The 18425-nt window shown below is 69.6% G+C and carries 15 protein-coding genes and 1 pseudogene; 5 read left to right on the top strand and 11 right to left on the bottom strand.

Annotation, left to right across the window (positions count from 1 at the left end; genetic code table 11):
- A pseudogene (locus tag DMC18_RS03080) lies at positions 1-283 on the bottom strand (hypothetical protein); the annotation flags it as partial.
- 124 nt (positions 284-407) lie between these two features.
- Here DMC18_RS03080 and DMC18_RS03075 point away from each other — a divergent pair.
- From DMC18_RS03075 to cydX, 3 genes are read left to right on the top strand one after another with little or no spacing between them, the layout of a single operon-like run.
- Positions 408-1988, top strand: coding sequence for a cytochrome ubiquinol oxidase subunit I (locus DMC18_RS03075; protein WP_110119136.1), 1581 nt, complete (start codon positions 408-410; stop codon positions 1986-1988).
- Between the two features lie 13 nt (positions 1989-2001).
- Positions 2002-3144, top strand: coding sequence for a cytochrome d ubiquinol oxidase subunit II (gene cydB / locus DMC18_RS03070; RefSeq protein ID WP_110119138.1), 1143 nt, complete (start codon positions 2002-2004; stop codon positions 3142-3144).
- 12 nt (positions 3145-3156) lie between these two features.
- Positions 3157-3276: a cytochrome bd-I oxidase subunit CydX gene (gene cydX, locus DMC18_RS03065; protein ID WP_110119140.1), complete on the top strand. Its 120-nt coding sequence runs from the start codon at positions 3157-3159 to the stop codon at positions 3274-3276.
- Positions 3277-3428: 152 nt separating this feature from the next.
- Here the strand turns inward: cydX and DMC18_RS03060 are convergent, their stop codons facing one another.
- The 6 genes from DMC18_RS03060 to putA all read right to left on the bottom strand — a co-directional run bounded on the left by DMC18_RS03060 (position 3429) and on the right by putA (position 12236).
- Positions 3429-5600: an ATP-binding protein gene (locus DMC18_RS03060; RefSeq protein ID WP_110132687.1), complete on the bottom strand. Its 2172-nt coding sequence runs from the start codon at positions 5598-5600 to the stop codon at positions 3429-3431.
- A 91-nt stretch (positions 5601-5691) separates the two neighbouring features.
- On the bottom strand, positions 5692-7032 hold the full coding sequence (locus tag DMC18_RS03055; RefSeq protein ID WP_110119841.1) for a mannanase: 1341 nt from the start codon (positions 7030-7032) through the stop codon (positions 5692-5694).
- Positions 7033-7130: 98 nt separating this feature from the next.
- Positions 7131-8522, bottom strand: coding sequence for a S9 family peptidase (locus DMC18_RS03050; protein WP_110119840.1), 1392 nt, complete (start codon positions 8520-8522; stop codon positions 7131-7133).
- 57 nt (positions 8523-8579) lie between these two features.
- Positions 8580-8861: a type II toxin-antitoxin system RelE/ParE family toxin gene (locus DMC18_RS03045; RefSeq protein ID WP_110119839.1), complete on the bottom strand. Its 282-nt coding sequence runs from the start codon at positions 8859-8861 to the stop codon at positions 8580-8582.
- A complete protein-coding gene (locus tag DMC18_RS03040) occupies positions 8858-9109 on the bottom strand; it encodes an antitoxin (RefSeq protein ID WP_110119838.1) in 252 nt (83 codons plus the stop codon). Before DMC18_RS03040 ends, DMC18_RS03045 begins: the two co-directional genes overlap by 4 nt.
- A 37-nt stretch (positions 9110-9146) precedes the next feature.
- Positions 9147-12236, bottom strand: coding sequence for a bifunctional proline dehydrogenase/L-glutamate gamma-semialdehyde dehydrogenase PutA (gene putA / locus DMC18_RS03035; RefSeq protein ID WP_110119837.1), 3090 nt, complete (start codon positions 12234-12236; stop codon positions 9147-9149).
- Between the two features lie 459 nt (positions 12237-12695).
- Here putA and DMC18_RS03030 point away from each other — a divergent pair, with 459 nt between their 5' ends.
- Complete coding sequence (locus tag DMC18_RS03030) at positions 12696-13157, top strand: Lrp/AsnC ligand binding domain-containing protein (protein ID WP_110119836.1); 462 nt, start codon at positions 12696-12698, stop codon at positions 13155-13157.
- Here DMC18_RS03030 and DMC18_RS03025 read toward each other — a convergent pair.
- Complete coding sequence (locus DMC18_RS03025; RefSeq protein WP_110119835.1) at positions 13129-13500, bottom strand: helix-turn-helix domain-containing protein; 372 nt, start codon at positions 13498-13500, stop codon at positions 13129-13131. The genes DMC18_RS03030 and DMC18_RS03025 overlap by 29 nt on opposite strands.
- Positions 13501-13627: 127 nt before the next feature.
- Between DMC18_RS03025 and DMC18_RS03020 the strand changes: the two genes are divergently transcribed.
- A complete protein-coding gene (locus tag DMC18_RS03020) occupies positions 13628-13852 on the top strand; it encodes a hypothetical protein (protein WP_110119834.1) in 225 nt (74 codons plus the stop codon).
- Positions 13853-13994: 142 nt separating this feature from the next.
- Here the strand turns inward: DMC18_RS03020 and DMC18_RS03015 are convergent, their stop codons facing one another.
- The 3 genes from DMC18_RS03015 to DMC18_RS03005 form a co-directional block, all read right to left on the bottom strand.
- Complete coding sequence (locus tag DMC18_RS03015; RefSeq protein WP_110119833.1) at positions 13995-14273, bottom strand: hypothetical protein; 279 nt, start codon at positions 14271-14273, stop codon at positions 13995-13997.
- A gap of 12 nt (positions 14274-14285) precedes the next feature.
- Positions 14286-15881 (bottom strand): methyl-accepting chemotaxis protein, encoded by a 1596-nt coding sequence (locus DMC18_RS03010; RefSeq protein WP_370444612.1) that lies wholly within the window; start codon positions 15879-15881, stop codon positions 14286-14288.
- 255 nt (positions 15882-16136) lie between these two features.
- A complete protein-coding gene (locus tag DMC18_RS03005) occupies positions 16137-17936 on the bottom strand; it encodes an IlvD/Edd family dehydratase (protein WP_110119832.1) in 1800 nt (599 codons plus the stop codon).
- Between the last annotated feature and the right edge of the window lie 489 nt (positions 17937-18425).

The following is an 18425-nucleotide window of genomic DNA, read 5'->3' as shown; positions in this document are numbered from 1 at the left end:
CGGCGGCCTGCGCGCCCGCCTTGCCGGCCTGCGCCGCCATCGCCCCGCGCGCCAGCGCCGAGCCGAGGGCCAGCGCCAGGAAGGGCAGGGCCTCGGTCAGGCTCCGCGTCAGGGCGTCGATTCCGAAGGCCAGGCCCGCGGCGAAACCCGCCGCCCCCGCCACGTCGGCCAGCCGCCACAGCACCGCCGATCGCCCGCCGTTCGCGGTCGCCTTGTTCAAGCCGCGCAGCCACGGGCGCGCGAGCGTGAGGATCTCGGTTTCGACGGGGGAGCGGGCGGTCATGAGCGGGGTCTAGCGCTCCATCGGAGGGCGGCCTTGATCGGGATCAAAGACCCCTTCCGCCGACACGCCTAAGGCGAGATGCTCGTCCGGCGCGACCGATCGCCGTTCGACCCCGGAGCTACCCATGGATCCCGCCGTCGTCGATTTATCCCGCCTGCAGTTCGCCCTCACGGCCCTGTACCACTTCCTTTTCGTGCCCCTGACATTGGGGCTGTCCTTCATGCTGTTCATCATGGAGGCGGTCTACGTCATGACCAAGCGCCCGATCTGGCGCACGGTCACCAAGTTCTGGGGCACGCTGTTCGGCATCAACTTCGTCCTTGGGGTCGCCACCGGCGTCACCATGGAATTCCAGTTCGGCATGAACTGGGCCTACTACTCGCACTATGTGGGCGACATCTTCGGCGCCCCGCTGGCCATCGAGGGCCTGATGGCCTTCTTCCTCGAAGCCACCTTCGTGGGTCTGATGTTCTTCGGCTGGGACAAGCTGAAGCCGGTGACCCACCTGCTCGTCACCTTCCTGGTGGCGCTGGGCACCAACCTGTCGGCCCTGTGGATCCTGATCGCCAACGGCTGGATGCAGAACCCGGTCGGCGCGGCCTTCAATCCCGACACGATGCGGATGGAGGTGACCGACTTCAAGGCGGTGATCTTCAACCCGGTGGCCCAGGCCAAGTTCGTGCACACCGTCAGCGCCGGCTACACCATCGCCGCCGTCTTCGTGCTCGGCGTCTCGGCCTTCTACCTGCTGAAGGGCCGGTGGACGGGCGTGGCCAAGCGGTCGATGACCGTCGCCGCCGCCTTCGGCCTGGCGTCCGCCCTGTCGGTCGTCGTGCTCGGCGACGAGAGCGGCTACGCCCTCACCGACAACCAGAAAATGAAGCTCGCGGCCCTGGAAGCCATGTGGGAGACCGAGCCCGCCCCGGCCGGCCTCACCGCCTTCGGCATCCCCAGCCTGGCCGACCGCAAGACCCACGCCGAGGTCAAGATCCCCTATGTGCTGGGCCTGATCGCCACGCGCAGCATCGACAAGCCCGTCGAAGGCATCTTCGAGCTGGTGGCCTCGGCGCAGGACCGCATCGAGCACGGCGTCGTCGCCTATGACGCGCTGGAGAAGCTGAAGGCCAATCCCAAGGACATCGAGGCCCGGGCCGTCTTCGAGCTGAACCGCCGCGACCTCGGCTACGCCCTGCTGCTCAAGCGCCATGTCGACGACCCGCGCACGGCCTCGAAGGAGCTGATCGCCAAGACCGCCTGGGACACCGTGCCCAACGTGCCGGTGATGTTCTGGGCCTTCCGCATCATGGCCGGCACGGGCCTGCTGATGATCGCCCTCTTCGCCACCGCCTTCGTGCTGGTCACCCTGCGCAGGCATCACACCAGGTGGTTCCTGCGCCTGGCGGTGCTGGCCATCCCGCTGCCCTGGATCGCCACGGAGCTGGGCTGGGTGCTGGCCGAGGTCGGGCGTCAGCCCTGGGCCGTGGACGGGGTTCTGCCCACCTTCCTGTCGCCCTCCAGCCTCAGCGTGCCGCAGCTGCTGGCCAGCATCGTCGGCTTCACCCTGCTCTATGGCGCCCTGGCGGTGGTCGAGGTCGGGCTGATCCTGAAGACCATCAAGAAGGGTCCGTTCGCCGAACAGGAAGCCTTCCCCACAGACACTGGCCCAACAGCCTCCGGCGCGCCTGTCGCCGAAGCCGTCGCCTAAAGGAGACCAGATCATGGAACTCCCCCTCGACTATCCGACCCTCCGCCTGATCTGGTGGGGCCTCTTGGGCGTGCTGCTGATCGCCTTCGCCCTGACCGACGGCTTCGACATGGGCGTCGCGGCCCTGCTGCCCTTCGTCGGCCGCAACGACGACGAGCGGCGCACGGTGATCAACACCATCGGCGCCACCTGGGAAGGCAACCAGGTGTGGTTCATCACCGGCGGGGCGGCGATCTTCGCCGCCTGGCCGATGGTCTACGGCGCCACCTTCTCGGGCTTCTACCTGGCCATGTTCCTGGTGCTGTCGGCGATGATCCTGCGGCCCGTCGGCTTCAAGTACCGGTCCAAGCGGCCGGAGGCCAAGTGGCGCTCGTTCTGGGACTGGTCGCTGTTCATCGGCGGCTTCGTGCCGGCCCTGGTGTTCGGCGTCGCCGTCGGCAACGTGCTGCAAGGCGCGCCGATCAAGCTCGATAGCGACCTGCGCAGCACCTATCACGGCTCGTTCTTCGAACTCTTCACGCCGTTCACCCTGGTCTGCGGCCTGCTGTCGACCAGCATGCTGGTGCTGCACGGCGCGGCCTGGCTGGCGGTGAAGGCCGAGCGGGGGCCGATCGTCGATCGCGCCCGCAAGTTTGGCCTGGTCGCGGGCGTCGCCAGCATCGTGCTCTTCGCCGTCGGCGGCCTGCTGGCCAGCAAGCTCGGCTTCCGCGTCGAGGGCGTGGTCGATCCGGCCGGACCCTCCAACCCGCTGCGCGCCACGGCCGTGGCGGCCCCGGGCGCCTGGTTCGACAACTATGTCCGCTATCCGTGGATGGTCATCGCCCCGGTCCTGGGCTTCGTCGGCGCGGCCTTCGCGACCTTCGGCCTGCTGAAGCGCCAGGAAGGCCTGGCCTTCGGCGGATCCTCGGCCTCGGCCGCCGGCATCATCGCCACCAGCGGCCTGTCGATGTTCCCGTTCATTCTGCCCAGCACGGTCGACGCCCATTCCAGCTTCCTGGTCTGGAACGCCTCGTCCAGCCACTCGACCCTGTTCACCATGCTGATCGTGGTGGTGCTGCTGCTGCCGGTGGTGCTGGCCTACACCGCCTTCGTCTACCGGGTGCTCTGGGGCCGCACGAGTAGCGCCGCCCTGAAGACCGACCCGGCCCTGTACTGAGGAGATCGACCTATGTGGTACTTCACCTGGATCCTCGGCCTGGGTCTGGCCCTGGCCTTCGGCGTCCTCAACGGCGTCTGGTACGAGTTCAACCTCACCGACGAGGGCGACACCGGGCTGTCGGAGCCCTGATCCGCAAACTCCTCCCCCGCTTGCGGGGGAGGGGAACCGCGAAGCGGTGGAGGGGGCGGCGGTGCGCACCGCGCTTTGTCCCTCGCCCCCTCCGTCACGGCGCTGATAGCGCCGCGCCACCTCCCCCATTTCACGGGGGAGGAGCTTGTTTTCTAGGCCTCCGCCAACTCCGCTTCCGCCGCCTCCAGCCGCACGCCCGACCAGCGCTCGACCGCGCCGATCAGCTCCATGGCCGAGATCGGCTTGCCGATGTGGCCGTTCATCCCCGCCGCCGCCGTGGCCCCGACATGCTCGGGCAGGACGTCGGCGCTGAGCGCGATGATCGGGGTCTGGCGGTTGGCCGAGATCGGTCCGCGGATCGCCCGGGCTGCGGCGAAGCCGTCCATGCCCGGCATCTGCAGGTCCATCAGGATCAGGTCGAACGGCCGGTCCGACGCCATCAGCACGGCCTCGGCGCCGCTGGCCGCCTCGATCACCTCATGGCCGATCGCCTGCAGCATGGCCCGCACCAGCTCGCGATTGGCGTCGACGTCGTCGACCACCAGCACCTGGGCGGCCGGCCCCTCCACCGCAGCCGCCCGCGCCGGCGCGTCGCTCGCGGCCAGGTCGGCGGGCGCGGCGCGGACGTGGAAGCGGAACACCGAGCCGCCGCCATCGGCGGGGACCATGTCGATGTCGCCGCCCATCAGCTCGACCAGGCCCTTGCAGATCGACAGGCCAAGGCCCGTGCCGCCGTGCCGGCGGGTGTGGGAGCCGTCCACCTGCGAGAAGCGCTGGAACAGCCGCTCGCGCTTGTCGGCCGGCACGCCGCAGCCGGTGTCGGACACCGCCACGTGCAGCAGGCCGTCGCGGAAGGCGGCGCTGATCCGCACCTCGCCGGCCTCGGTGAACTTCACCGCATTGCCCAGCAGGTTGACGGCGATCTGGCTCAGGCGGCCGGCGTCGGCGCTGAGCACGGCCGGGGCGCCGGGATCGATCTCGGCGACCAGCCCCAGGCCCTTGGCCCGGGCCTGCTCGGCGAACATCGCCGCCAGGTCGTCGAGGAAGGGTTCGAGTGCGAAGGGGGCGGGCGAGAGGGCGACGTGGCCTGCCTCCAGCTTGGAGAAGTCGAGGATGTCGTTGACCACGGCCAGCAGGGCCTGGCCGGCGGTGTCGACCCGGCGAACATAGGCGTCGGCCGTCGGCGGCAGGTCGTCCAGCTCGCCCAGCAGGGCGGTGAAGCCGTTGATGGCGGTCAGCGGCGTGCGGATCTCGTGGCTCATATTGGCCAGGAACTCGGCCTTGGCCTCGGCGGCGGCTTCGGCCTGCAGCTTGGCGTCCAGCAGGGCGGCCTCGCGGGCGTGGGCCTCGGTGACGTCCATCACCGCGCCGAACAGGGTCTCGACCTGGCCGTCGGGACCAAGCTCGGCTGCGCCGTGGCAGACCACGTGGCGCAGCGCGCCGTCGGCGCGGGTCAGCCGCAGGCTCGTCTCGAACGACTCGCCGGTGACGGCGGCCGAGCGGAACTGGGTCTCCAGGGCGTCGCGCTCGGACGGGTCGAAGAAGGTCAGCTGCTCGGTCAGGCCGGGGGCGACGCTTGCCGGCTCCAGGCCGAAGATCCGGAAGACGCCCTCCGACCAGGTGATGACGCCGCTGGCGATGTCGGCGCGCCAGTGGCCCACCCCGGCCATGGTCTCGGCCATCAGGGCGATGCGGTGGGCCTCGCGGATGGTGCGGGCGTCGGCCTGGGCGCGGGCCTCGGCCTCGGCCAGGTCGCGGCGGGCCCGATGCAGGTCGACCTGCACGGCGCGCAGGGCGCGGAACACGACGTAGGTGGTGGCCAGCACCGTGGCCAGCCGCCAGGGCTGGTTGGCGCGGATCAGGAAGACGGCCGCCACGGTCTGCACCAGCAGCATCGCCGCCACCATCGGCGACATGTTGATCGCCAGGCGCCGGGGGCGGGCGTAGTCGCGGACCACGATCTCGAACATCACCACCCCGAACAGGGTGACGCCGAAGGTCTGGGCCGCGCCGGTCTCGAAGAAGGTCAGGTAGAAGGCCGCCGCGGCGTAGCCGGCGCTCTGCAGCCAGGAAAACAGGGTCCGGCCCGGCGGCAGGTTCCGGTGCTCGGCGAGCGCCAGGACCGCCATCACCGCCAGCCAGGCCAGGGGCGGGATCCACGGCGAATAGGGCAGGGTGGCGGCGCAGACGGCGATGCAGAAGGCCAGCCGCGCGGCCAGGCCGTTCACCCGCGAGGGCGAGGCCAGCAGGGTGTCGCACAGCGCCGCCAGGCGACGGCGTCGCCTCGCCCGGTCGTCGTGGTCCTTCGGATTGACCGTGCTCATTCGGGTTCCCGACGCTCGCTATGTCGGGAACCCTACAGGTCAAGCTTTGAAGGAAGGGTTGAGCATCCGCTTACCACATCCCTCAGGTTTCTCAGGCGCGCTTGATCGCCTTCACCGCCTTGGCGTGGTCGCGGATGAGCGAGACGGTCGAGGCGTCGGCGTCGAAGATGCCGAACAGGCCCTGCTCCTCCTGCGGCGGATCGCCGACATAGGAGCGGTCGCCCTTCTTGAACCAGGCGTCGGCGTGCTGGGCGCGGCCCTCGCCGTTCCAGGCCCAGAAGTTGACGCCGGCGATCGGGCCGCCGGCCTGCATGTCGGCTTCGACCTCGCTGAACACCATCCCGTAGAAGCGGTCGCGGAAGGTGACCGGCGAGCCGGGCGCGAAGGCGCGCTCGTCGCGGATCAGGCCGAACTCCTCGATGGTCAGCGGCTTGCCCATCCGCTTGGCCAGCGCGATGTGGCGGCGGATGTAGTCGCGCGACTTCGCCTCGCCGGCCTCGTAGGTCGAGGGCTGGTCGGTCATCGAGATCCAGCCCCAGTTGTTGGGCCAGACGTGCAGGGTCAGGTAGTCGATGGCCGGTGTCTTGTGGCTCTCGGCCACGCAGGCCTCGCTGCCCAGGCACCCCATGTCGCCCTCGCTGCCGCTGGACACCAGATGGTTGGCGTCCAGGCTCTTGATGAAGCGGGCCGTGCCGTCGATCCAGGCGTCGTAGGCGGGGCGGTTGACCTTGCCGAACTCTTCGCTGCCGGCCGGACGCGGCTCGTTGGCAAGTTGCCAGGCCATGATCGTCGGATCGTCGCGATAGGGCTTGCCGGTGACGGTGCTGGTGCGGCCGACCAGGGCCTTCACATAGTGGCGGAAGAGGGTGTTGGCCTTGCCGTCGGCATAGAAGCGGGCCGAATAGTCGGCGAACTGCGGCCAGGGGTGGGCCGGGTCGCCCTGCTGGAACCAGGTCCCGTTGCCGGTCCAGTTCAGATAGGCCGGCATGCCGCCCGACCAGTCCCAGAAGTTGTTGACGTAGATGACGGCCTTCATGCCGCGCTTGCCCATCTCGGCCAGCAGCACGTCCAGGCCTTTCAGCAAATCCTGGTCGTAGTCCTCGCCGGGGCCGCGGAAGGTGGGATCCAGCGCCACCTTGGCCGGCGAGCGCTCGCCCGCGCCCAGGACGCGCAGGTTGGTGACGCCCAGCGCCTGCAGCTTGTCGAGTTCGCGGGTCAGGCGCGCGCGGTCGCCGAAGGCGGCCGGAGCCCCTAGCCAGGCGCCGTACCAGAGATTGGCCCCGACGAAGCGATAGGGTTTCCCGCCCAGGGAAAGGCGGCCGTCCTTGACCGTTACGAAGCCCGGACGGGCCGCGGCCAGGGTCGGAACGGCCGCCGAACCGGCCGTCAGGCTCGCCGCGCCGGCGGCCAGGATCGCGCGTCGCGAAAGCATTCCCGGTGTCTCCCCACTTGTGATTTGCCGGGACGTTAGCGGAGGCCCTCGGGGCCGGTCCAGCGATTAAATAAATTTGATGAAGTTAATCGGCCGTCCTAGTCGGCGTGCTTGTGAGGCGCCTTGGCGGCGTGGGCCACGGTCCAGTCGACGACGGCGGCGATGGCCGTGGGGGCCAGGGTCTCCTCGATCTCGAGATATTCGGACGGCGCCCCGGTGGTCGCCGTCTGGAAGAGGTGGTTGAGGCCCGGCAGCACCAGCGTCGTGGCGTCCTTGTTGTCCGCCAGGGCGGCCTTGATCGCCGGCAGGTTCTGGGCGGCCGAGACCTGGGTGTCCTTGTCGCCGTTGAGCGCCAGGACGGGCGCGCGGACCTGGCGCAGGTAGACGGCGGGATCCAGGGTGAGGAAGGTCTTGAACCAGGGCGAGGCGAAGCGACCGAACGCGGCCTCGACGGCTTCCGGCGGCATGCCCTTTTCGCCCAGCGCCGCGATCAGGCGGGGCTTGATCCTGGCCGGATCGGGCTCGGCGATGACGGTGTCGGACGCCGTCTGGATCAGCTGGGCCTGCTGCTCGGCGGCGGCCGGCGGGGCGCCGCTGGCCACGGCGATGTCGTGGCTCTGGGTGCGCATCACCTGGGCGCCGGGCACGCCGGTGCCGGCCATCAGCACCACGAAGGCGATCCTAGGGTCCTTGGCGGCCACGATCGGCGCGATCAGCCCGCCCTCGCTGTGGCCGATCAGGCCGACCCGGTCGGGATCGATGTCCTTGCGCTCGCGCAGGAAGGCCACGCCCGCCGCCACGTCGGTGGCGAAGTCCAGGCTCGTGACGGTCTTGATGTCGCCGGCCTGAGAGCCGCCGACCCCGCGGTCGTCGACCCGCAGCACGGCCACGCCCTTGCGGGTCAGGGCGTCGGCCAGCACCAGGAACGGCTTGTGCTCGAACAGGGTCTCGTCGCGGTCCTGCGGCCCCGAACCGGTGATCAGCATGGCGACCGGGAAAGGCCCCTGGCCCGGCGGCAGGGTCAGGGTCCCGGCCAGCTTCAGGCCCGAGGCCGGATTGACGTAGGACACCTCTTCGGCGCGGTAGGGGAAGGGCGGCTTGGGCGTCTGCGGCCGCTTGACCGGCGCGACCGCCGGCGGGGTGCGTCCCATGCTCAGGGGCAGGCTGGCGCCGCCCTGCAGCCAGTTCCCGGCCAGGGTCTTGCCGTCGGCCGACAGCTGGCCCTCGAAGGCCGCGGCCGGCATGGTCAGCACCAGCCGGGCCTTGCCGTCGGCGAAGCTGGCCGTCGCCTTCAGCCCCAGCGCGCTCTGGGCCGGGCTGTCGACGCTGGCCGAGCCGTCGGCCTTGACGTGGAACACCAGCGGCAGCTTGGTCGGCCCCGCCGCCAGAGTGCCGTACCAGTCGCCGACGATCGGCTCGACCTGGGCGCTGGCGATCGCGGGCGCGACGAACAGGGCGGCGGCGAGGGCCACGGATCGCAGCAAGCGCATGGTTGTAAGGTCTCCGGAAAACTCTCCCGAAGATTGCGCATGCGCGAGCTGCGCCGTCTAGCGTTGCTCCAGGCCGTGCCAGATCCGGGTGATGGTCACATGCTGGCCTTTGACGCGATAGCGAACGATGTAGGCGCTGCGGCCGAAGGGAATGTTGATCTCGCGAGTGGTCGCGCCGACGATGCGGCCGCGAAGGGGGCTCTCTTCCAAGCTGGTCGAGGCTTGGGCGATTTGGGCGCTCAGTCTGTCGGCCGCGCGCGGACTTTGTTCCCTTAGCGTGGCGTCCAGGCGGGCGGCGTCCCGGCTCGCTCGAAGCGTGACCGCGACCGTGTAGGTCAACGACGGCCGAGAAGTTGGGCGCGGAATTCTTCCAGCGAGATGGTGGGCTCCTCGCCGGCCTCTACGGCGTCGGCGATCGCCTCGTCTATGGCCGGATCGGGATCGATCGTCCTGGGCGGCAGGTCGTCCAGCCCGGCCTCGATCAGTTCGCGCGCGTACTCGGCCGGCGAAACGCCCAGCCGCTCGGCGACCGCCGCCAATCGGGCGGCTTGCTCTTCGTCGATGTGGATGTCGAAGCCGTCGGCCATGGGCGAAGGGTCTCGCCCATGGCCGGGGTCGTCAAGGTCAGAGATTGAGCAGCGTCGGATCGCCGCCCTGGGCGGTGATGTTGACGCTGAGCGCGCGCTCGACCGCGAAGCGCAGCAGGGCGTGGGGGCCGCCGGCCTTGGGGCCGGTGCCCGACAGGCCCTCGCCGCCGAACGGCTGCACGCCCACGACCGCGCCGGTCATGCTGCGGTTCACATAGGCGTTGCCGGCCGGGACCAGGCGCACCACCTCGTCGGCGAAGGCCTGGATGCGCGAGTGCACGCCGAGCGTCAGGCCATAGCGGCGGGCCGCCAGGGCGCCGGCGACCTGCTCCAGGTCTTCGGGCTTGTAGCGCACCACGTGCAGGATCGGGCCGAACACCTCGCGTTCGAGGAAGTCGGCGGCAGGGATCTCGGCCAGCACCGGGGCGAAGAACGTGCCGGCGGCCGGGGTCTCCAGGGCGTGCAGCACCTTGGCCTCGCGCTTGAGGCGGACCAGGTGCTTTTCGAGCGCCTCCTTGGCCTCGGCGTCGATCACCGGGCCGACGTCGGTGGTCGCATCGGCCGGATCGGCCACGACCAGGGCGTCCATGGCGCCCTTCAGGCCCTCGATGATGTGGTCGGCGGTGTCGGTGGGCAGGAACAGCAGGCGCAGGGCCGAACAGCGCTGGCCGGCCGAACCGAAGGCCGAGACGATGACGTCGTCGATCACCTGCTCGCGCTGCGCCGTCGTGTCGACGAACATGCCGTTGAGGCCGCCGGTCTCGGCGATGAACGGCACGATCGGACCCTGGCGCTGGGCGAGGGTCTGGTTGATCCGCCAGGCCGTGTCGGTGCCGCCGGTGAAGGCCACGCCGTCCAGGCCCTCATGGGCGGTCAGGGCCGCGCCGACGGTCTCGCCGCGGCCGGGCAGCAGGGCCAGAAGGCGCGGATCCAGGCCCGCGGCGTGATAGAGCTTCACGGCCTCGTAGGCGATGACCGGGGTCTGCTCGGCCGGCTTGGCCAGCACGGCGTTGCCGGCCGCCAGGGCCGCGGCGATCTGGCCGGTGAAGATGGCCAGCGGGAAGTTCCACGGGCTGATGCAGACGAAGACGCCGCGACCCGCGAGAGCCAGGGTGTTGGTCTCGCCGACGGGACCCTTCAGCACCTCGGGCTCGCCGAACTGCTTTTCGGCCAGCACCGCGTAATAGCGGCAGAAGTCCACGGCTTCGCGCACCTCGGCGATGCCGTCCGACAGGGTCTTGCCGGCCTCGCGCGACAGGATGGCGATCAGGCGCTCGATATTGGCTTCCAGGGCGTCGCCCATGGCGCGCAGCACCTTGGCGCGAGCAAAGCCGCCGGCGCGGTCCCACTCGCCTTGCGCGGCGCGGGCCAGCTTGAAGGCCTTGTCGATCTGCGGGATCTGGGCTTCCGACACCGCGCCGACCACGCGGCCGGCGTCGACCGGCGAGACCACTGGCAGCGGCGGGCCGCCGGCTTCCAGCTTGCCGCCGATCAGCGGACCCGATTGCAGCGGAGCAGCGTCCACGGCGTCCACGGCGGCGGCCAGGCGGTCGCGATCGGCCTTCACCGACAGGTCCAGGCCCGCGCTGTTCCTGCGGCCTTCGCCATAGACCTCGATCGGGGTCGGGATCTTGGCGTGGCGGTCGGGATGGGCCTCGACCGTGGTGATCGGATCGACCACCACCTTCTCGACCGGCACCCGCTCGTCGAGCAGGGCGTGCACGAACGACGTGTTGGCGCCGTTCTCCAGCAGGCGGCGCACCAGGTAGGGCAGCAGGTCCTCGTGCCCGCCGACGGGGGCGTAGGCGCGCAGGACGATGCCGTCATAGAGGTCGTCGGCGGCCTTATACAGCGCCTCGCCCATGCCGTGCAGGCGCTGGTGCTCGATCTTCACGCCGGCGTTCTTGGCCATGCGCACCACGGCCGCCAGGGTGTGGGCGTTGTGGGTGGCGAACTGGGCGTAGAGGTGCGGGGCGGCCTCGATCAGGGCCTTGGCGTTGACCAGGTACGACAGATCGGTGGCGGGCTTGGTGGTGTAGACCGGATAGTCCGGGCGGCCGGCGACCTGGGCGCGCTTGATCTCGCTGTCCCAGTAGGCGCCCTTGACCAGGCGCACCATCAGGCGGCGACCGGTTTCCTGCGACAGGGCCGACAGGCGGGCGATCACCTCGCCGCAGCGCTTCTGGTAGGCCTGCACGGCCAAACCCAGGCCCTTCCACTCGCCCAGGGCCGGTTCGCGGCACAGCTTGTCGAGCAGCTTCAGCGACAGGGCCAGGCGGTCGGCCTCTTCGGCGTCGATGGTGAAGTTGATGTCGTACTTGGCCGCGATCAGGGCCAGGCGCAGGGTGCGGGGATAGAGCTCCTCCCACACGCGGTCTTCGTGCGTGGCCTCGTAGCGCGGGCACAGGGCCGACAGCTTCACCGACACGCCATGGCCCTTTTCAGGGCCGGCCTTGTTGGACAGCTTGCCGACCGTCTCGATGGCGGCGGCGTAGGACTTTTCGTACCGCTCGGCGTCGGCGGCCGTGCGGGCGCCTTCGCCCAGCATGTCGAACGAGCACATGGTGTCTTCGCCGGCGGCGCGCTTGATGGCCGCCTCGATCGTGCGGCCCAGCACGAACTGTTCGCCCATGATGCGGATGGCCTGGCCGACGGCGGCGCGGATCACCGGCTCGCCCACACGGCCGGCGAGTTTCTTGATGAAGCCCGGCAGGTCCTTCTTGGCCTCGTCGTCGGGCTCGACGATCTTGCCGGTCAGCATCAGGCCCCAGGTCGAGGCGTTGACGAACAGGCTGTCGCTGCCGCCAAGGTGGCTGGCCCAGTCGGCCGAGCCGATCTTCTCGGCGATCAGCTTGTCGCGGGTGTCGTCGTCGGGGGTGCGCAGCAGGGCCTCGGCCAGGCACATCAGCGCCAGGCCCTCGCGGGTGCCCAGGCTGAACTCCTGCAGGAAGCTTTCGACCACGCCCTGCTTGCGGACGGACCGGCGGGCGCCGCGCACCAGGGCCTCGGCCTCGGCGCGCACGGCGGCGCGGTCTTCGCTCGACAGGGCCTTGGCGGCCAGCAGGTCGGCGATCACCGCCTTCTCGTCACGGTACTTGCCGTCGTCCAGGGAGTCCCAACCAGTCATGACGCTTCCTCAGAGATGATTTATCGTCGCTGTAACCTGGGTCTGATCGAAGGTGCTTCGTTTGTTTGTTCTGGCTTCCGTATCCTGTTCGGCGTAAACGACGAAAAACGTCTTCCGCTCCAAAGGGCCGAAAACCTCCGCGACAGGGCGTCGCGACCGGCGTGGACGCAGGTCGACGAACGCAGGTTAGGAGAGGCTCAAAGGGGAGGGAAGGGGAGCACTGGAAGGGACGCGTCTCGGGGGGACTCGCGCGTCCCTTCCGCTCGTCGCCGGCGCTGGGGGATGCGCGGCGATGGTTTCCCGCCGAGCGGGAGGTCCAATGCGAAGCGCGCCGACTGGGGGGAGCGGCGAGGGGAAGCTTCGCTAGGACGATTGAGGGTGTAGGCCTCTTCGTTCCGAAGGTGCTTTGTTTGTTATCGGTATTTTCAAAACAATCTTCGCTGAAAGTGACGAAATTCCATGTCCGCTCTAGATGACACCGATCGCCGACTGTTGCGCGTGCTGCAGGCCGACGGCCGGATCACCAACGCCGAGCTGGCCAAGCGCTGCAACCTGTCGCCGGCCGCCACCTTCGACCGGGTGCGCCGCCTGCGCGAGCGCGGCTTCATCACCGGCTATGCGGCCCTGCTCGACCCGGCCAAGGTCGACCGCGCCCTGCTGATCTTCGTCGAGGTGGTGCTGGACCGCACGACCGGCGAGGTGTTCGAGGACTTCGCCGCCGCCGTGCGCCGTGCGCCCGAGGTGCTGGAGTGCCACATGGTGGCCGGCGGCTTCGACTATCTGATCAAGGCCCGCGTGCGCGACATGGACGCCTATCGCAGCTTCCTGGGCGACATCCTGGTCAAGATGCCGGGCGTGCGCGAGACCCGCACCTATGCGGTGCTGGAAGAGGTCAAGAGCACGGTTCAGCTGCCGCTCTGAGCAGGGCGAGGTTGGCGCTGTTGGCGGCCAGGGCCTCGCGCAGGTCCGGCCGGTCGGGTAGGCGGGCCTCGACGGCGCCGTTGGGCGCGCGGACCACGAAGCCGCCGGCCTCCAGCTTCAGCAGGTGGCGGCGGGTGGTCTCGATCGGCATCCGCAGCGAGCGCGCGACGCCCGTCAGCCGCACGGGGCCGCCCTCCTCGCCCGCCAGCCGCAGCACGGCCAGGAACACCAGCCCGCGCAGGACGTCGCCGTCGAACACCGACCATAAGAGACCCGCGCTGCGCAGCAGATAGTCGGCCCCCGCCTCGAGATCGCGGCGCGCCGGCGCCGTCTGATTGGACATCGCATCCCCCTCTGGAGAAGACGACGTCCCACGGCGCGGCGGCCGCTACTTTGATCGCGATCAAGGCGCAACCAGCGTTCTTCAGTCATCCGGGGGCGATGTCACCCAGTTCAGCAGAAGCGCCGCGATGAGCGCGCCCACCGAAGACGCGCCGGCCTTCTCCGGCGAGGACATCGTCCGCCTGTTCGCCGCCACCTACCTGCCGCTGTGCCGCACGCTTGAGGAGGCCGGCGCATTGGACCCCAAGGCCCTGTCGCGCGACATCGCCGCCCGCATCGGACCCGACCACGACGAGCCCTGGGCCATGCTGGCCGCGGCTTTGTGCAAGGTGCTGGACGGGGAGGGGCAGTAGCCGCTCTTCCAGTGTTGTCATCCCGGCCGCAGCGAAGCGGAGCGCCGGGACCTCCCACCACTCAGATCCCGCCGACGTGGGAGGTCCCGGCTCTACGGACCGCTACGCGCTCCTCCGGCCGGGATGACAGGTTTCTTTGAAGCTACCCCCGTCCGCCCGGGATCAAGCGCAGGGCGGGCCGGCCCCGCGCATCCGCCGCAACCCGCGCCCGGCGCAGCACGATCTGCAACGCCTCGACCGTCGCCGCGCTTGGGCTGTCCTCGCCCGGCCGCACATAGAGCGACATCACGTCGGCGAGCCGCGCCCGGTCGATCACGCCGGAAGCCTCCAGCCGCTCGCACAACGGCAGGTAGGTGGCGGCGAACAGCTTGATCAGGTCCGCGCCGGTGAACCGCACCGCCTCGTCCGGGGTCTCCGCCATCGCCCCGCTCCCTTAAGCGGCCCGAAGGTCGGCGTCGTCGTCGCGGGTGCGGAAGAGGCCGATGCGCTGGGCCAGCTCCGCAGCCTCGGCCTTCAGGGCGTGGGCGGCGGCGGTGGTCTGCTGGACCATGGCCGCGTTCTGCTGCACCACCCGGTCCATCGCCCCCATGGTGGTGTTCACCTCGCCCAGGTTCATGGCCTGGTCGTTGGCCGAGCGGGCGATGGCGTCGATCTGCAGGTCGATCTCGGCCACCCGGGCCACGATCCGGCGCAGGGCCTCGCGGGTCTTGCCCACGCGCTCGACGCCGGCGCTGACCTGGCGGCTGGAGACGTCGATCAGGGCCTTGATCTCGCGCGCCGCGTCGGCCGAGCGCTGGGCCAGGGCCCGCACCTCCTGCGCCACGACGGCGAAGCCCTTGCCGGCCTCGCCCGCCCGCGCGGCCTCCACCCCGGCGTTGAGGGCCAGAAGGTTGGTCTGGAAGGCGATCTCGTCGATGACCGAGATGATCTGGCCGATCTGCCCCGACGAGGTCTCGATCCGGGTCATGGCGTCGACGGCCTCGGTGACCACCGGGTCGGACAGTTCGGCCTCCTCGCGGGCTCGGGCGGCGGCGGCGTTGGCCTGGCGGGCGTTCTGCGCCGTCTCGTTGACCGTGGTGGTGATCTGGCCCAGCGCGGTGGTGGTCTGCACCAGGCTGGCGGCCTGGTCCTCGGTGCGGTTGGCCAGCTCGTCGGAGGCGCGGCTCATCTCGGCGACGCCGTCGCTCATGCTGGCGGCGTTGCCGGAGATCTCGCCCAGGGCGGCGCGCAGCTTGGCCAGAGCATCGTTGAAGTCCTGCCGCAGCGGCTCGTACTGGGCGGCGAAGCGGGTATCGAGCCGCCAGGTCAGGTCGCCTCCGGCCACCTGGCGCAGGGCGCGGGCCAGGGCTTCGACGACTTCCGTCTGCTCGGCCTCCATCACCTGCTTGAGCCTGGCGCGTTCGGCGTTGGCGCGGTCGCGCTCGGCGCGTTCGGCCTGGGCGGCGGCGTTGGCCGCGTCGGCGGCGCGGGCGGCGGTCTCGACCGCCTCGGTGCGGGCCGTGACGGTGACGAACAGGCGCGAGACCCCGGCCGTCAGCCAGATCAGCGACCAGGCGGTGGCGGCGGTCATGCCCACGCGCAGCACGATCGCCAGCAGGCTCTCGTCGGCGGCCAGGCGATGCGGGGCCAGCAGCGGGGCCAGGACGTCGAGGCCGACGAAGGCGGTCGCCGCCAGGGCCACGATCCGCCAGTCGCCATAGGCCACCAGCAGAGCCAGCGCCGCCAGGAAGGCCATGCGGGCGACGTCCTGCTGGGCGCTTCCCTGGAAGGCCAGCACGAACAGCGTCACCTGCCCGACCAGGGCCAGGGCCGCGCAGGTCCGCTGCAACAGCGTGTCGCGCCACAGGCCGAAGGCGGCCAGGGCCAGCACCGCCAGCCCGGCGGCGCAGGCGAAGGGCAGGGCGACCGCCGTCCCGGCGATGAAGCCCGCGGCCGGCACGACCGCCGCCATGGCCGCCACGCAGGCCACCACCAACTGGCCGCCGACCCGACGCTGCGATTGGATGCTGTCAAACTCGATCAAACGCACGCCCGCCTCCGATATTCTGACCGGAAGGTCGATCATCGGCGTTAATCGACAGTAATCGAGTCGTGTAAATCTGGCGTTCTTTAGATACGTACCAATACGTATCCCGCTTTCGAGATCGCATTTTCTCAAAATGAGAAAGCAACGGTGCTGAGTTATTTCACCGCAAGCGACGTAGTTTCTTGTTGGGGCAGGCATGAAAAAGCCGCCCGGGCCAAGGCCAGGGCGGCTCGTTCATTCAGCGGTGCGTGACGGCCCTTAGTGGCTGTCGCGCGGCAGGCCCTTGGTCTGGGCGATGCGCTGGTACTTCACGGCCGGTTCCAGCACCGCGCCGGTGTCCATCTGGCCGACGATGGCGCGCTGGATCTCCTGCCACGGGGTCTGGCTTTCCGGATACTTGTAGCCGCCGGCCGCTTCCAGGTCCTTGCGGCGCTGGGCGACTTCCTCGGGCGTGATCAGTACATCGACGCGCGACTTGCGCAGGTCGAAGCGCACGCGATCGCCGCTCTTCAGCAGCGCCAGGCCGCCGCCGGCGGCGGCTTCGGGCGAAGCGTTGAGGATCGAGGGCGAGCCCGAGGTGCCCGACTGGCGGCCGTCGCCGATGCAGGGCAGCTGCTTGACGCCGCGTTTGATCAGGTAGTCGGGGGCGCGCATGTTCACGACCTCGGCCGAGCCCGGATAGCCGATGGGGCCGGCGCCGCGCATGAACAGGATCGAGTTCTCGGTGATGCCCACCGACGGGTCGTCGATGCGGTGGTGGTAGTCCTCCGGACCGTCGAACACCACGGCGTCGCCTTCGAAGGCGTCCGGGTCCTCGTCGTTCGACAGGTAGCGGTCGCGGAACTCGCCCGAGATGACGCTGGTCTTCATGACCGCCGAGTTGAACAGGTTGCCGCGCATCACGACGAAGCCGGCGCGCTCGACCAGCGGGTTGTCGAAGGTGCGGATGACGTCGGCGTCCTCGATCACGGCGTCGCGGCAGGCGTCGCCCATGGTCTGGCCCGAGACGGTCAGGGCGTCTTCGTGGATCAGCCCCTGCTTGATCAGCTGGGCGGTGACGGCGGGCACCCCGCCGGCGTGGTAGTAGTCCTCGCCCAGATACTTGCCGGCCGGCTGCAGGTTGACCAGCAGCGGCACGTCCTCGCCCTTCTCCTGCCAGTCGTCCACGGTCAGCTCGACGCCGACGTGGCGGGCCAGGGCGTTCAGGTGGATCGGGGCGTTGGTCGAGCCGCCGATCGCCGAGTTGACGACGATGGCGTTCAGGAAGGCCTCGCGGGTCAGGATGTCCGAGGGCTTGAGGTCCTCTTTCACCATGTCCACGATCCGCAGGCCGGTGTGGTAGGCGTTTTCCTGGCGGTCGCGGTAGGGGGCCGGGATGGCGGCCGAGCCGGTGAGCGACATGCCCAGGGCCTCGGTCAGCGAGTTCATCGTCGTGGCCGTGCCCATGGTGTTGCAGAAGCCGGTCGACGGGGCCGAGCTGGCGACCAGCTTGATGAAGCCGGCGTTGTCGATCTCGCCGGCGGCCAGCATCTCGCGGGCCTTCCAGACGATGGTGCCCGAACCGGTGCGCTCGCCCTTGTACCAGCCGTTCAGCATCGGGCCGACCGACAGGGCGATGGCCGGGATGTTGACGGTGGCGGCGGCCATCAGGCAGGCCGGGGTGGTTTTGTCGCAGCCGATGGTCAGCACGACGCCGTCGATCGGATAGCCGTACAGGGTCTCGACCAGGCCCAGATAGGCCAGGTTGCGGTCCAGGCCCGCGGTCGGGCGCTTGCCGGTTTCCTGGATCGGGTGGACCGGGAACTCGATGGCGATGCCGCCGGCGGTGCGGATGCCTTCACGCACGCGTTCGGCCAGCACCAAGTGGTGGCGGTTGCACGGCGACAGGTCCGAGCCGGTCTGGGCGATGCCGATGATCGGCTTGCCCGATTGCAGTTCTTCCAGGGTCAGGCCGTAGTTCAGGTAGCGCTCGAGATAGAGCGCGGTCATGTCCACGTTGTCGGGATTGTCGAACCAGGCCCGCGAACGAAGGGTGCGGGGCGCGGACTTGGTGGTCATGACGGTCCTGTTTTTCCTCGGTCGATCCAATCTGGATCGCCTCGCCGGGCGAGGTTTATACTATTTGTCTGACTATACCGCCGGGCGGGGGTCGTCAACGACCGCCATGGTGGCGGCCAAGGCGGCGGAAGGTCGCGCGCCTTCAAGGCCTTGCGAGCGGCTCGCAAGTGTCTGACTGGCGCCGGCTCACCGATGATAGCGCTCACATTATATGGCGCCGACGGGCGTTCTGTCACTGACGACGCTGTTCGATCAACCTACGCCGTGGCAAATGTCTGAGCAATCGGGGGCATCCCCCTTTCCGTAAAATCCCCGCGAAAGCGGGGACCCAGGTGTTTTTGAAACCCACGGCTTCAAAGCCCTTCCCCCTCGATGGGGGAAGGGTTGGGATGGGGGTGACACGGCATGTCCGCCTGCACGGCCTCATCGAGCCTGACCGCCGCAACCACCCCCAACCCCGGCCCTTCCCCCATCAAGGGGGAAGGGAGA

The organism is Caulobacter sp. D5, assembly GCF_003185805.1.
In the GTDB taxonomy this organism is placed as follows: domain Bacteria; phylum Pseudomonadota; class Alphaproteobacteria; order Caulobacterales; family Caulobacteraceae; genus Caulobacter.
This window is presented reverse-complemented; position numbering and strand designations above follow the sequence as displayed.